The 15,279-nt window shown below is 51.8% G+C and carries 13 protein-coding genes; 1 reads left to right on the top strand and 12 read right to left on the bottom strand.

Annotation, left to right across the window (positions count from 1 at the left end):
- Positions 1 to 129 precede the first annotated feature (129 nt).
- From CHH67_RS04570 to citZ, 10 genes are all read right to left on the bottom strand, one after another.
- Complete coding sequence (locus tag CHH67_RS04570; RefSeq protein ID WP_095263806.1) at positions 130 to 1,281, bottom strand: methyl-accepting chemotaxis protein; 1,152 nt, start codon at positions 1,279 to 1,281, stop codon at positions 130 to 132.
- A 127-nt stretch (positions 1,282 to 1,408) separates the two neighbouring features.
- On the bottom strand, positions 1,409 to 2,140 hold the full coding sequence (locus CHH67_RS04565; RefSeq protein WP_095263805.1) for a response regulator transcription factor: 732 nt from the start codon (positions 2,138 to 2,140) through the stop codon (positions 1,409 to 1,411).
- Between the two features lie 79 nt (positions 2,141 to 2,219).
- Entirely contained in the window at positions 2,220 to 4,019 is a 1,800-nt protein-coding gene (gene pnpS / locus CHH67_RS04560; protein ID WP_095263804.1) for a two-component system histidine kinase PnpS, read from the bottom strand.
- Between the two features lie 68 nt (positions 4,020 to 4,087).
- Positions 4,088 to 5,089: a bile acid:sodium symporter family protein gene (locus CHH67_RS04555; protein WP_095263897.1), complete on the bottom strand. Its 1,002-nt coding sequence runs from the start codon at positions 5,087 to 5,089 to the stop codon at positions 4,088 to 4,090.
- Positions 5,090 to 5,385: 296 nt separating this feature from the next.
- Complete coding sequence (locus tag CHH67_RS04550; RefSeq protein ID WP_095263896.1) at positions 5,386 to 6,936, bottom strand: fumarate hydratase; 1,551 nt, start codon at positions 6,934 to 6,936, stop codon at positions 5,386 to 5,388.
- A 367-nt stretch (positions 6,937 to 7,303) separates the two neighbouring features.
- Positions 7,304 to 8,170, bottom strand: coding sequence for an SDR family oxidoreductase (locus CHH67_RS04545; protein WP_095263803.1), 867 nt, complete (start codon positions 8,168 to 8,170; stop codon positions 7,304 to 7,306).
- Between the two features lie 364 nt (positions 8,171 to 8,534).
- On the bottom strand, positions 8,535 to 8,960 hold the full coding sequence (locus CHH67_RS04540) for a hypothetical protein (protein ID WP_095263802.1): 426 nt from the start codon (positions 8,958 to 8,960) through the stop codon (positions 8,535 to 8,537).
- A 155-nt stretch (positions 8,961 to 9,115) separates the two neighbouring features.
- A complete protein-coding gene (mdh, locus tag CHH67_RS04535) occupies positions 9,116 to 10,057 on the bottom strand; it encodes a malate dehydrogenase (protein ID WP_095263801.1) in 942 nt (313 codons plus the stop codon).
- Between the two features lie 13 nt (positions 10,058 to 10,070).
- The gene (gene icd / locus CHH67_RS04530) at positions 10,071 to 11,363 is read right to left on the bottom strand and encodes an NADP-dependent isocitrate dehydrogenase (RefSeq protein WP_095263800.1); all 1,293 of its coding nucleotides are present in this window, start codon (positions 11,361 to 11,363) and stop codon (positions 10,071 to 10,073) included.
- 125 nt (positions 11,364 to 11,488) lie between these two features.
- On the bottom strand, positions 11,489 to 12,601 hold the full coding sequence (gene citZ / locus CHH67_RS04525; RefSeq protein ID WP_095263799.1) for a citrate synthase: 1,113 nt from the start codon (positions 12,599 to 12,601) through the stop codon (positions 11,489 to 11,491).
- 384 nt (positions 12,602 to 12,985) lie between these two features.
- Between citZ and ytvI the strand changes: the two genes are divergently transcribed.
- Positions 12,986 to 14,104 carry a sporulation integral membrane protein YtvI gene (gene ytvI, locus CHH67_RS04515; protein WP_095263797.1) on the top strand — a complete coding sequence of 373 codons (1,119 nt, stop codon included), beginning with the start codon at positions 12,986 to 12,988 and terminating at the stop codon, positions 14,102 to 14,104.
- Between the two features lie 170 nt (positions 14,105 to 14,274).
- On the opposite strand, the gene CHH67_RS04510 is transcribed toward ytvI, so the two are convergent.
- Both CHH67_RS04510 and CHH67_RS04505 read right to left on the bottom strand, forming a co-directional pair.
- Positions 14,275 to 14,667, bottom strand: a complete 393-nt coding sequence (locus tag CHH67_RS04510; protein WP_095263796.1) for an FxsA family protein — start codon at positions 14,665 to 14,667, stop codon at positions 14,275 to 14,277.
- A 6-nt stretch (positions 14,668 to 14,673) separates the two neighbouring features.
- Positions 14,674 to 15,105: an acyl-CoA thioesterase gene (locus CHH67_RS04505; RefSeq protein ID WP_095263895.1), complete on the bottom strand. Its 432-nt coding sequence runs from the start codon at positions 15,103 to 15,105 to the stop codon at positions 14,674 to 14,676.
- Positions 15,106 to 15,279: the final 174 nt, after the last annotated feature.

Genomic DNA, 15,279 nt, shown 5'->3' with positions numbered 1-15,279 from the left:
CTTCAAAATGATTGTAATCATTTCCTTCGACTTACATATTAGATCATAATGCTGGTTTGTAATTGCAGTTTTTCAGAAATGTAAACTCTGTGTAAAATATTAAACTTTCATAGCTTGTAAGTTTTAACTCTACCGGATTCGCGCTTCCTCTACGTGTCCGCCTATCTCGAGCAGCTCCTGCTTCACACTCGATATGCGTGACGTCGTTTCTGCTGCCAGCCTATGTACGCGTTCCCCGGACTCCTCCACCGTGCGTGCAGCTTGTCTAAGCTCGTAGAACATCTGACTCCCCTCGGCCACGTAAGTCTCGCAAGCATTCAGCTCCTGAAGCGCGCTGGCAATGGCCTGCGCGGTGTCCGCTGCCAGCAGCTGAATATCGCCCAGCAGATCGGCAATATCTCCCGACAGCTTGCGCGTCTCCTTGGCAAGCACCTGCACCTCGCTGGCTACAACTTGAAATCCTCTCCCGTGTTCTCCGGCATGCGCCGCTTCAATCGAAGCATTCATTGCCAGCAAGCTGCTGTGGCTGGCCACTTCAGCGATCCGGGCGGCAATGGAAGAAATGCTGTTCGCCTTCTCTGCCAGTTCGGCCACCTGTTGTTCTCGTTGGGCCATGTCACTGACGAGCTGCTGATATGTCGTTCTTACTTGTTCCAGTTTCTCCGTGCCGGAAAGGGACCATGATTTCATTTGCACGGTTTCCTCTTTCGTGAGTGCAGCGGCCTCCGACACTTTTTCAAGCGATTCTTCCATATTGCTCGTATGGCGGAAGCTCTCTTGCAAAATCCATTTGCGCTTTCGCTCCGCATCCGTCTGAAGTTCGCTCGATAGAATCATTAAGTCACGGACTGTGAGCACCCCAACCAGTCGACGCTCTTCGGTAACAATGACACAATCATAGAACTTGGCATCCGGACGCTCGAGCGACAGCTTCAGCAGCTTGTCCACTGGATCATTCAGCTCAGCCATAGCGGGGCTGAGATCCGCGAACGTGCAGGCAGGGCGTGAATAGAAAAGATCCGCCGCGAATCTGCCCATCATCCGCTGGTAAAACGCATCTCTCATAATAAGACCTGTGGGCTCTCCGTTTGTCTCGTAAACAACACACGGTATCGCCTTGTCCCTGGCAAACACTCTCAGCACCTCTTGGCAAGTCTCGGTCTCGCTGATCACAGGAACACTCCGGCAGTATGGAAGAACGGACAATGACTGCACCTCTTCTTGTTGTATAACTAATACATGAGTCTCATCAATCGGGTCTTTGGTTGGAAGCAGCGTCATGCAGCTCCACTCCTTTCACTAGTCCTCAAGACGCATCTTAACGGAGGAATGTTAAAAGAATATGCATGGTAAGATAACGTATTGTAAACCAGCCCGGATCTGGCCAATAAAAAAAGCCCCACATCATTTAAATAGAATGATGGGAGCCTTTTTTCGGATTAACTACTAATTTATAGCCCACTCCGCGAATGGAGTCGATGTGCACAGATTCAGGGTCTAGCTCCAACTTTTTGCGAAGCGAGCTGACATGTACGTCTACCGTACGCTGGCCGCCGATATAATCGAAGCCCCATACGACGTTCATCAGATCATCCCGAGTCAATACAACCCCCGGCTTCTTCGCCAAATATAGCAGAACCTCGAATTCCTTCGGACGCAGGTTGATGCTCTGTCCGCCAAGTCTCACTTCATACTTGTCCGGAAAGATTTCAAGCTGTCCGAGTGAAATCACGTTGCTCTGATCCTCTTTAATCTTCACCTCTTCAGGTTGACCGGACGCTCTGCGCATCACCGCCGACACTCGTGCGAGCAGTTCGGATACGCCAAACGGCTTCGTAATGTAATCGTCTGCCCCCATCTTCAGCCCCTGTACCACCTCTTCTTCGGCATTTTTGGCCGTTAGAATGATGATCGGCGTGGTAATTCCCTTACTGCGCAACTTTTCCAGAATTTGAAAGCCGTTCATCCCCGGAAGCATAACATCCAGAAGGATGAGATCGAAGCTTTCCTGTGATGCTCGTTCAAACCCAACCGTTCCGTGCTCTTCCACTACGACATCAAAACCTTCTTGAGTCAAGTTGTAAGATAACAGACGCGACAATGTGGGCTCATCTTCAATAACAAGCAAACGTTGAGTCAAAGTTACCCCCGCCTATTCTATAAATTTATCATTCACATGTTGAAGTATATCAACGGAATGTTAAGCCAGTGTTAAACGTTCACATCTCGTTCATTTCTTGCAGAATCGGAAGCTCGATCATAAAGGAACTGCCCACCCCGACTTCGCTGTCCACACTGATTCTGCCATGATGCTGCTCTACCAAATGTTTCACAATGGACAAGCCCAGCCCCGTTCCGCCTGATCCGCGTGAACGCGCCTTATCCACCCGGTAGAAGCGCTCGAAAATGCGCGGCAGGTCTTTTTTCGGGATCCCGATTCCCGAGTCCTTCACCACAATCTCGATCATATCATCCTGGTTGTCTCCCCCCGGGATCTCGCGAGCCGTCACCTCGACTTTCCCGCCCTCCTGGGTATAATTAACAGAATTAGAAATCAAATTGACGAAAATTTGACGAAGCTTGTCCTCGTCCCCTTCAAGGAACAACTCTTCGGATACATCCACATCCAGCGTAATCCGTTTCTTCTCGGCTACCGCGCGCATCATTTCCGTAATCGTATCAAAGAAACTGGACAGATGAATCGGAGAATAGTCCATCTGGATTCGTTTGGATTCAATTTTGGACAACTCTAGAATATCACCGATCAGCCTGTTCAGCCGCTCGGACTCATCATAAATAATTTGCAGGAACGAACGGGCGGTCTTCTCGTCGCTCACACCACCGACCAGAAGCGTCTCCGTAAATCCCTTCACGGCAGCGAGCGGCGTCTTCAGCTCATGGGACACATTCGCCACGAATTCGCTGCGCATGCGCTCCAGTCTGCGAATGTCCGTCACATCCTGGAGGTGGAACAGCATGCCGCGGTAGGAGCCGTCCTCCTGCACCATCGTCACCCCGTCCATACGGATAATCGATTCTGCAGGATACAACGTCCGCTCTTCCCGGAAGCTGCTTCTGCTTGCCATCCCATCCTCAATGAGCTTGGTCAATTCATAATGCTGGCGCAGCTCGCGATACGATTTCCCGGTTACAACCTTCGCCTGAACGCCCAGCATCTCCTCGGCAGCGCGGTTGATGAGCACAATGATGCCTGCCTGGTTAACCATAATGATGCCGCCGGTCATATTGTTCAATACACTTTGCAGCAAATCCTCGTTGTCGCGGATCGTGCGCAGCTGGGTCTGAAGGCTATCCGCCATTCCGTTAATGGCCGAGGCGAGATGCCCGATTTCATCCTTGCGCTGGATATCCACCCTTGCATCGTATTCCAATCTGGATATGCGCCTTGCCACTTTCGTAATTTTCTCCAACGGGGACGTAATCTCCCTCGACACCCGATAGCTGACAACCGCTGCGATGACAAACAGTACAAACAGTCCGGCCCCCATCATCATCCAGCCTTGCCGAATGCCCGAATCGACCGCCTGCAGCGTAACCGATAACCGGATGTACCCGTCATACGCCGTACCCGCCTGGACCGGCAAAACGACATATAGCATATCCTCATTCAACGTGCTGCTGTAACGGACTGCACTTCCCTGGCCTTCCTCCACAGCTCTCAGCATCTCTTCACGGTCTGCATGATTGTCCATCGTCCGCGGGTCCATTTCTGAATCTCCGATGACGGTCCCGTCATTTTTGATAAACGTTACCCGGACCTCGGAAATTTCCCGCAACCGGAGAGCGAGATCCGTATAATAGTCGATGGCCGTGTCGCTGTTCATATCGGCAAATTCCATCGTTGCCTGCAGCAATTTTATTTCCCGGGTCATATTTTGCTCCAGCATTCGAATATGGGAATCCTTGAATACCTTCACCATAGCCAGTCCAGCTCCCACCATGGACAGACCGATTAACGTTAGTATGATTAATGTCAGCCGGTTTCGATACTGCTTCATTGCCCACTCCTCTTTCTCTCGTTAGTGTTCTGTCATCGGGATGCAGCTTTCCTTCATCAGCCATTGGCCTAGGAACTAATTCGCCGCTTCCAGGCGCCTTCCTGCTCGGCTCGACCTCCCTTGTTCCTTCGTCTGCTCCACCAGGCATGAATCAGCGTAGCTGCCGGCTGCTGGAACATGATCCCGAGTACAACTGGAATGGAAGCTTGCGGAGAAAAATAAGCGGTTGCCAGCACCATGCCAAGTGATATGTTCCGCATGCCGGAAGCATAGGTTACCGTAATCTGCAGCTCCCGGCTCGGTTTCCGCACAGCATATGCGCCAAAGTAACCAAGAGCATAACAGATCATGATCAGCAAGATCACAGCCGGAATGACAATCATCATTTCCTGTTTCATCCCGGCCGCATGCGGGGCGATCGAGGCCGCATTCAGCAGCACAACCAGCATAAAGAACACCTTCGATATCGGCTGGGCCACCGGCGCTGACCACGCTTTAATTTTCCCTTTCGAGCATTCATATAACAGCACGCCGACCAAGGTAGGCAGAACGACCATCTGCAGCAAATCCACCATCAGCCCCTTCGCATCCCAATCCATCGCAGCATTGCTAAAAAAAGCTCCCATCAACGTCGGCACAACGATAGGACTCAGCATCGTATCCAGGACGACCAGCGCCAATATGAACGGCACGCTTCCGCCGGAGGTTCCTACCCACATCACTGAGGAAATACCGAGCGGAATAATCGCAAACAGCAGCAATCCGATGGTGTAATCCGACTGCGGCCCGAACACGGCAGCTCCCAGGCCATATGCAAGCAGCGGTGCCGCAGCGTGGGCGATGAGCAATGTCAGAATGACGGCCAACGGCCGCTTCATCACGTCCCGCAAGTGCCTGACGCCACATCCAAGTGCCATCACAAGCGTAATGTAGCCGAACAGATACGGGATCCAGCCGACATAAGCGATCAGATGATCCGACAAAAGCCAGCCGAGCACCAATGAGCCGGGAATGAGGATGAACGTATATTTTTCAAACCAAGCAGCAAAAGTTAGTCCGTATTTCCTCACGTGTTCCTCCTCGCCACCTGCCGGTGTGCGAAACTCTTTCATTCGTATTTGTTTCTCATCATACCTCCTTCGCCGGCCTAACCGCAACGAAAGATTTAAACGCCTTGACCACAAACTTGATATCGTCTTGGAAAAACACTCGGGCATCGTTAATTCCTTGGCAACACCATATCCTGACCTTCGAAAAAAAGACTTAATAAAAAAAACACCGATCGCCTACTGACAGCAATCGGTGTTCGTGGTTATAAATCCAAGCGCGTGGCTATTCACGCATCGTTGATTCAGCTATCTCCTAATTAAAGGAATACCGGCTCTTTAAACATCTCCAGCTTGGCGGCCGAGTCTTTGTTCACATCAGCGTGCAGGCTGTTGCCGTGAGAGTCCATCGTCACGATGGCTGCAAATCCGTCAACCTCCAGATGCCACATCGCCTCCGGAATACCAAACTCCATGAAATCGACGCCGTTCACCTTGCGGATACATTTGGCATAATATTGCGCCGCTCCGCCAATGGCGTTAAGGTATACCGCGCCATGCTCCTGCAAGGCCTGAAGCGTCTTCGGCCCCATTCCGCCTTTGCCAATGACCGCACGAATGCCAAATTTCTTCAAAATATCGCCTTGATAAGGCTCCTCCCGAATGCTCGTTGTCGGACCGGCGGCCTTGACATGCCAGCCATCCTCATCCTTCAGCATCACTGGTCCACAGTGATAAATAACCGCACCGTTCAGATCAATCGGCGCATCATGGTCCATCAAATATTTGTGCAGCGCATCGCGGCCAGTATGCATTTCCCCGCGGATAATGACCACATCGCCGACCTTGAGACTGCGAATCTGCTCCTCGCTGATCGGCGTCTGAAGCACGATTTCACGTCCGCTGGATGCTGTGCCAGCTGCATCTGTCGCAGCCAGCTCTTTCTCCGTCTCCGGATTCATGCCTACTTCATGCCCGGACTCATACAGCCAGTCGGTAATCTCGCCACTGTCTGGCTGGATCAGGACGCCCTGACGGCGGAAGGCCCAGCAGTTATAGGCAACCGAGACGAAAAAGCTCGCCGGCAGCCGGTTCATCGCGCCGATTTTGCAGCCAAGCAGCGTGACTTCACCGCCAAAGCCCATCGTACCGATGCCCAGCTTGTTGGCATTGTCCAGAACATACTCTTCAAGCTTTCGCAGATCCTCATTCGGATTGACATCATCGACATTCCGGAACAGCTGCTGCTTCGCCAGCTCATATCCGGTTGTCCGGTCCCCGCCAATGCCAACGCCGATAAAGCCGGCGCTGCACCCTTGACCCTGGGCCTGATAAACCGCATGCATGATGCATTTGCGAATGCCGTCCAGATCCCGTCCCGCTTTGCCCAATCCTTCGAGCTCTGTCGGTAGGCTGTACTGGATGTTTTTATTCTCGCAGCCGCCGCCCTTCAGAATCAGGCGCACCTCGACCGCATCCTTCTCCCACTGCTCAAAATGAATGACCGGGGTGCCCGGGCCGAGATTATCTCCACTGTTGGCCCCGGTTAGGGAGTCGACAGAGTTCGGACGCAGCTTGCCATCCTTGGTCGCTCTCACAACGGCGGCGCGGATTGCCTTCTTCATTTCGATTTGATTCGCCCCGACAGGCGTATGTACGATAAAGGTAGGCATGCCGGTATCTTGGCAGATCGGAGATACTTCCTGCTCCGCCATTTCAATATTTTGCGTAATGGTGGCAAGCGCCAAACCGGCGCGCGTTGCGGCATCCTCTGCGGCTTTTCCGCGAAGAACCGCTCTTCGCACATCACCCGGAAGGTTCGTGGAGGTTTCTACGATCAATTGGTACATGCTCTCTTCAAACTGCCTAATCACTTTAGACTAACTCCTCTCTCATGACCAGAACCTGGTGGCTGTGATAATAATCATACTTATTCTAGTTCTATCATATCATATCCCTTCTGTCATGAAAGGGTTTACTTAAAAATTGATTATCCGAACATGCCGCTTGCCGCCGAGTGGTATAATCGCTTGAATCCGACCAGAAAAACAGCGGGCATTCGCATGCCCTAATGCATGCCGCCCGCTGTTATGTCCCGTGTTATAATCCCGGTTCGTGTCCCTCAGATCCTCGTCAGGAAACGATTCCGCTGCTTCGCTAATCTTTACTGTGAATCTTTACCGTGAATCTTGACCGCTAATCTTTACTGCTAATCTTGACTAATCCTAACCGTTCGTCTTACCCGTTGATCACTTCGCCGCCGTTGACATGAATGACCTGTCCGCTAACGTAAGAGGAATCGCTTGATGCCAAGTATACGTAAGCAGGTGCTAGCTCTTCCGGCTGGCCCGGTCTCTTCATCGGCTGCGTTCCGCCGAACTCGCTCACCTGATCCGCCGGGAAAGTGGACGGAATGAGCGGCGTCCAGATCGGCCCCGGAGCTACGGCATTGACACGGATGCCCTTCTCTACAAGGTTCATGGACAGGGAACGCGTGAACGCAACAATCGCCCCTTTCGTCGACGAATAGTCGAGCAGCTGCGGGCTGCCTCGGTATGCGGTAATCGAGGTTGTGTTGATAATGGTACTCCCTTTGCCCAGATGCGGCATGGCCGCCTGAGTCAGATAGAACATCGAGAAGATATTCGTCTGGAACGTGCGCTCAAGCTGCTCCTTCGAAATATCTTCAATCTTCTGCTGCGGATGCTGCTCAGCTGCGTTGTTGACTAGAATGTCCAGCTTTCCGAGCTCCTCCACCGTGCGCTTCACGGCATCGCGGCAAAATCCGTCATCGCCCACATCACCAGCAATCAAAATGCATTTACGCCCTTCCTGCTCGACCTGGCGCTTCGTCTCCTCCGCATCCTGATGCTCGTTCAAATATACAATCGCTACGTCAGCGCCTTCCTTGGCATAGTGGACCGCCACCGCGCGGCCAATGCCGCTGTCTCCTCCGGTAATGAGCGCCACCTTGCCCTCCAGCTTGCCAGCAGCTTTATATTCACTCGTCTCAAATACAGGCTGTGGATTCATTTCCGTCTCAACGCCTGGCCGGCGATCCTGATGCTGCGGCGGCAGCGTTTGCTTCCCGTTGTTCTGTGACATTTGCTTATCTCTCCTTTCAGGTCAGTATCGGCCTTTCATAGGATGTGTCTGTTTTGGCTCTTTATTCTTGCCGGAGCCTTACGATATGATAATTACCACAGTTTCCGCTTGATCAAACGCCATCGCCCGGAAGGCTTGGCCCTGGCTTATCCCGCTTAACCCGCTCATCCCATTCGTCCGAACCCAATGTTCCCACTACCAGCTCTATTGCGAACATTATATATGGCGGTCCAATATAAAAAACCGGACCAGCAAGGGAAATCCCCTTAGCCTGGTCCGGTTATCGTCTGAAGAACACGGCCTGTCTATCTAACCTGCAGATAAACAGCAGATCAGCCGCGCTTCTCACGCTTCATGCGCGCTCTTAAATAATGTTGTCAAATACCATGAAGAAAATCATAACGAGCAGCAGCAGCGACAGCACCGCACTGAATGTGCCGAGCTTGCCGATGTCGGCTTTCACATCACGCTTCTCCCGAATTCCTGCGAGCGCGTTCTTAAGCGGCTTGCTCATGATGCCCCCAACCGCGAACATCGCAAGCAGCAGAACCGTTACTACCGCCATCCACACGTAGGTGTAGTTGCCCTGGGACATCATGTATCCCCCAGTCAACAGCTGAAGCACCAAACCATACTGTGCAACCCGATTCGCTACATGAATAGTGCTAATTGCCCCTTCTTGTGCACCTGAGGACAGCTTCTGAATACCGCCGACAACCAATGGCAGAATCAAATAAAATCCAAGCGCTGCCGTTCCGACCATATGCAGAAAAAATGTCACATTCCACATGAATAAATTCCTCCAACATCGTTAGTGTAATTCATGTCACTTTCTTGTCATTATCGCCTTATATTATACTGGACAATCTCTCCAAAGAAAAGCAATCCCGCCCCGAAACATCGGGACGGGATTGGATTCTAGGCAATTTTGTGAAATCGCATTCGTTATAACGTCACTACAGAAGTTACACTTCTCACCGATTCGGCCGATTTGTCGAGCGCTGCCTTCTCTTCCGGCGTCAATTCCAGCTCGAACACTTTCTCGATCCCATCTCCGCCGAGAATAACAGGCACGCCCATAAACAGATCCTGGTAGCCGTACTCTCCCTCGAGCAGCGCGATGACCGGCAGAATCCGCTTCTTGTCCTTCAGAATCGCCTCGGTCATCTGGACGAGAGAGGCAGCCGGCGCGTAATAGGCACTGCCGTTGCCCAGCAGGTTCACGATCTCGCCGCCGCCTACCCGCGTGCGCTGCACGATCGCCTCAATGCGATCCTTCGGAATCAGCGTGTCGATCGGAATGCCGCCAACGCTGGAATAGCGGACAAGCGGCACCATGTCATCCCCGTGGCCGCCGAGCACGAATCCGCGCACATCCTCAACGGATACATTAAGCTCCTGGGCAATAAACGTACAGTAACGAGCAGTGTCCAGAACGCCGGATTGTCCGATCACCCGGTTTTTCGGGAACCCAAGACTATGGTAAGCCACATAGGTCATAGCATCCACCGGGTTGCTCAAAATGATGACCGTGGAATTCGGCGCATGCGTCTTCACGCTCTCGCATACCGACTTCACGATGCCGGCATTCGTGTTGACCAGATCATCCCGGCTCATGCCCGGCTTGCGGGCTACGCCAGCCGTAATGATGACGATGTCGGAATCCTTGGCATCCTCATAGCTGGATGTTCCGACAATATGGCTGTCAAAGCCTTGCACCGGGCTGGCCTCGAGCATATCGAGCGCCTTCCCTTTCGTCGGATTCTCCAGTTGGGGAATATCAAGCAGCACGACGTCGCCCAGTTCCTTCTGAGCCAGCATCAAAGCCGTTGTTGCTCCCGTAAATCCAGCACCCACTACCGTTATTTTCTTACGAGTAATTGCCACGAAGCTCTCCCCCTTACAGGTTATTAATGATCTCGTTTGCAAACTCGGAGCATTTCACTTCCGTTGCACCTTCCATCAGACGTGCGAAGTCATACGTAACGGTTTTGTTGTTGATCGCTGTTTCCATGCCCTTGTAGATCAGGTCAGCCGCTTCCTGCCATCCGAGGTGCTCAAGCAGCATTACGCCGGACAGGATAACAGAACCCGGGTTCACCACGTCCTTGTCGGCATACTTAGGAGCCGTGCCGTGAGTCGCTTCGAAAATAGCATGTCCTGTCACGTAGTTGATGTTCGCGCCTGGAGCGATACCGATCCCGCCGACTTGAGCAGCAAGTGCATCGGACAGGTAGTCACCGTTCAGGTTCAGCGTTGCAATGACATCGAAGTCTGTCGGACGCGTCAGAACTTGCTGCAATGCGATGTCTGCGATCGCATCCTTCACGATGATCTTGCCAGCCTCTTCCGCTGCCTTCTGGGCTGCGTTCGCTGCATCTGTGCCTTCTTTTTCCTTGATGATGTCATATTGTGCCCAAGTGAACACTTTATCTCCGAATTCAGCCTCAGCCACTTCATAGCCCCAGTTCTTGAAGGCACCTTCGGTGAATTTCATGATGTTGCCTTTATGAACGAGCGTGACGCTCTTGCGGTTATGCTTGATTGCATATTCTACCGCAGCGCGCACAAGGCGCTTGGAGCCTTCGGAGGATACTGGCTTGATCCCGATACCGGACGTTTCAGGGAAGCGGATTTTGTGAACACCCATCTCGTCCTGGAGGAACTTGATGACCTTCTTCACTTCTTCCGTGCCTTCCTTGTACTCGATGCCTGCATAGATATCCTCTGTATTCTCACGGAAAATAACCATATCAACCAGTTCCGGACGTTTAACAGGGGAAGGTACACCCTTGAAATAACGTACCGGACGCAAGCAGGTATACAGGTCAAGCTCTTGACGAAGAGCAACGTTCAGGGAACGGATGCCGCCGCCGATCGGAGTAGTCAGTGGGCCCTTGATAGCCACGATATATTCACGGATCGCTTCCAGTGTATCGTTAGGCAGCCACTCTCCGTATGTATTGTATGCTTTCTCTCCGGCAAACACTTCATACCATGCCAGCTTTCTGGAACCCCCGTAAGCCTTCTCAACCGCTGCATCCAGCACGCGCTTGGAAGCTTTCCAAATGTCACGACCGGTTCCATCGCCTTCGATGAAAGGAATGATCGGGTTGTTAGGCACCTGCAGCTTGCCGTTATCAATTGTAATTTTCTCGCCTTCGGTTGGTAATGCGAATTTCTCCAGTTTCATGAGTATGAGTTCCTCCTTCGAATATGTTGATTCAGAAGCATGAAAGGACATAGAGAAAGCCGCCGTCGCGGTTTCACCGGCGTTCGAGCGGTCTTCTCCTGTCTATTGTACATGAAAACAGCGAATTAGCGAAGTTCTACCGGCACATACTTCTGATCCGTCAGACCCGTGTATTCTGCACGAGGACGGATAATGCGGTTGCCGTCGTATTGCTCCAGGATATGGGCGGTCCATCCGGACACGCGGCTGATTGCAAAAATCGGTGTGAACAGCTCTTGCTCAATGCCAAGCTGTGTATAAACGGATGCGGAGTAGAAATCAACATTCGGTTTCAGCCCTTTCTGCTTCGTCACCGTCTCCTCCACCAGCACCGACATTTCATACAGCGTCAGATCGCCCTTCATCTGACCCAGCTCGCGGGACATCTTCTGAAGATGCTTCGCGCGAGGATCGCCATTCTTGTATACCCGGTGACCGAAGCCCATGATCTTCTCACGGTTGTTCAGCTTCTCCATAATATACGATTCTGCACGATCAAGCGAACCGATCTCATTGAGCATCTTCATAACCGCCTCATTGGCCCCACCATGGAGAGGCCCCTTCAAGGCGCCAATAGCTGAGGTTACGCCCGAGTAGATGTCCGACAGCGTCGCTACCGTTACCCGAGATGCAAACGTCGATGCGTTCAGCTCATGATCCGCATGCAGCACCAGCGCCTGATCCAGCGCCTTCACGGAAGTCTCCTCCGGATCTTCGCCCCGCAGCATATACAGGAAATTCTCGGCGACAGAAACCCCGGCTTTCGGAGCCACAGGCTCCTTACCCTGCCGAATGCGGGCGATTGCAGCCACGATCGTTGGCAGCTGAGCCTGAAGTTTAACCGCTTTCTTCTCGTTCGCTTCACGACTCATGTCGTCGCTTGTTTCATCATACAATGCCAGCGCCGATACCGCCGAGCGAAGGGCCGCCATTGTGTTGGCATCCTTCGGATACAGCTTCAGCTGCTGAATGAGCTCATCCGGAATGGCAGCGTAGTCGCTCAGATCCTGCTTGAGCGCTTTGAGCTCTTCGGCATTCGGCAGCTTGCCGAACCATAGTAAATAAGCCACTTCTTCAAACGTTGCGTGCTCTGCGAGATCATCAATATTATATCCCCGATAAGTCAGAACGCCATCAACGATCGAACTAATCGAAGAAGTGGTAGCTACAATGCCTTCCAAACCCTTGGTAGCTGTCATGTTTCATCTCTCCTTTTATCGTTAGATAAACTGATTGGTGACGTCAATGAAAACATTTTCATGAAGTCGGATGAAAAAAAGCAAAAAAATAGTGCCTATGCTCACTTCCTGAAGCTGACTGTAAAACCTTCTCATATCATACTGGATTTTGTCTGATAAGTGAACATAAGATGGAACATTCATCACATCAAAATTGTTTATCGTATTCATAAACATTTTTTTGAAATCACTTACAATTCCATTATAACTGTGACATTTGTCCTTGTCGAATCTTGAAAAAAGATTGTTTTAATCTATTAGCCTTATGGATGGATAAGCTGCATACGTATATAGAAGTCGACCTGTTTCCACTTGTCCTGATGAACACACAAGGAGCGTGATCTCTTGGAACGATTGCTGCTTAAACGCATCGGCAGAGGGCTCTGGGTCATCTCCTCTATTACCCTTGCTGTGTACGCCATCTATATGCTGCTGCCGCTGCTGTACCCCTTTCTTCTTGCCTGGCTTGTCGCTTATGCCATGAACCCGTTTGTAGGCCTGCTCCAGCGCAGGCTGAAGCTCCCTCGCTGGCTTGCAGTCACGCTGTCGCTGATCGTCTACGTCGGAAGCGCCCTGCTTATCCTGACTGCGGCGGTGACGAGGCTGGTCAAGGAGCTGATCGCCTTGACGCAATCGCTGAATCTGCATATGGATTCCTGGATTCAATGGGTTACGGCCTGGACCCAGAATGAGAGCTTTCAGAGCATTGTGAATGAAATCAGCCGTTTCTATCAGAACAACCCTAATTATCACGATACAATCAACCAAAATATCAGCAAAACGACCGAGACGCTCGGCACAGCGGTTACCGAGCTGATATCCGGCATTTTTAACGGCATCCTGCAAGTGATCTATTCCTTGCCGAATCTCGGCACCATTCTGATCGTGGTGCTGTTGTCCGCCTTCTTCCTGAGCAACAGCTGGGAGCGGCATAACCGCACCTTGCTTAAGGCCGTGCCCGACATGGTCCGCAAGCCGATGTCCACCATTGTATCCGACCTGAAAAAAGCGCTGTTCGGATTCGCTAAAGCCCAGCTGATTCTCATCTCCATCACCGGGGTTATCGTCGTCATCGCCCTGTATGCGCTCGGCGTTAAATCCGCGCTTGCGATCGGGCTATTGATCGGGCTGGTCGATCTTCTGCCCTATTTGGGTGTCGGAATCGTCCTCGTCCCCTGGTCCGTCTACTGCTTCATGACCGGCAATCTCCCTTTGGCCATCGGCCTGACCGTCCTGTACAGCGTCATTCTGATCGTCAGACAGATTATGGAGCCGAAGGTGCTGGCCAGCAGTGTCGGACTGGACCCGCTGGCTGCGCTGTTCGGCATGTTTGTCGGCCTCAAACTGTTCGGGTTTCTGGGACTCATTATAGGCCCGGTGTCCCTTGTCATTCTCGATGCCTTTCGAAGGGCCAATGTCTTCCGGGACCTGCGAAACTACATTATTGGCGGAAGGGTGCGCTAATGGGTGCATATCCCAACAAAACAAGCCAGCCAGAGCATGCGAACATGCTCGGCTGGCCTTGCTATTCTATCCCTTGACGGGGAAACCATGATTCTTGTGATCCAGCAGATTCATCCGCTAGCCGCTGTATCCCGCCATAGCGATGCAGCTTCACAGCCCGGCCTATGCGATTATCTGCGGAAAATCGTAATTTTGCCGTCTTTTATATTTTTCATCAGCCATTTGAGCAGCAATAGTTTGTACAGAGGACGGGTCAGCGGAAATACCATCGTGAAGCCGATAATATCCGTTACGAATCCAGGCAGAATCAGCAGCATACCGCCGAGAAATATACAGAGCCCATCCGCCATCGATGATCCCGGCACCATCCCCGAGTTCATTCTCAGCTTGGCATCCTCCATTGCTTTGCGGCCCTCGAACCGCATCATGGCTACACCGATGGCAGAGGTCAGGAGCGTAAGAAGCAACGTGTTCATTCCCCCAACCTGCTCGGCGACATACTGAAAACCGAATATTTCAATGGCAGGCAGGAAAATGATAGCCGCCAATATCCATTTCCACATAAGTGTTTACTCCTTCCTCCCCAAAAGGGTGTTCCTTAATGCATCATACAGCTTTGGCGAGCTTTTATCCAGTCTGGCCGCTTTCCACTCCTGATTCAGCCATACATGCCGGGTCGCCCCGGAAGCCAGCAGCTCCCCTGGAAGCTGTGCCGCACCCTCTTCAAGGAGCGATTGCACCTGAGCGAGTTCCGCCTCGTTTAAGTTGCGGACTTCGTACTCATAGTTTATTCGCAATGGAGAAAATGAACTCATGCGCGTGAACACCGTAACGACATCGTCATATTTGGCGGGCTTCCGATAACGGACATCCAGATCGACCACCGGCAGCAGCAACCCTTCTTCTTCCATATCTCGGTACGAATAGCCCAGCTCCCTGATCATTGCCGTTCTTCCGATCTCAAACCAGTTCAGGTAGTTGGCGTGGTATACAACGCCCATCTGATCCGTTTCTTGATAACGCACCCGAATAGAGATGCTGAACCAGCGGCTCAGCTGTAGTTCCGATGAAGCTCCCACGAGATGAAGCCCCCTTATCTATGCAAAAAGCAATGGCCCGATACTCGTCCATTGCTTGTTTGCTCTATATGCAAAATCTAAATTGTAATCATCGAT

The organism is Paenibacillus campinasensis (genome assembly GCF_002272015.1).
Lineage (GTDB): Bacteria > Bacillota > Bacilli > Paenibacillales > Paenibacillaceae > Paenibacillus_AQ > Paenibacillus_AQ campinasensis.
The sequence above is the reverse complement of the archived record's forward strand: the minus strand, read 5'-3'. Positions and strand labels throughout refer to the sequence as shown.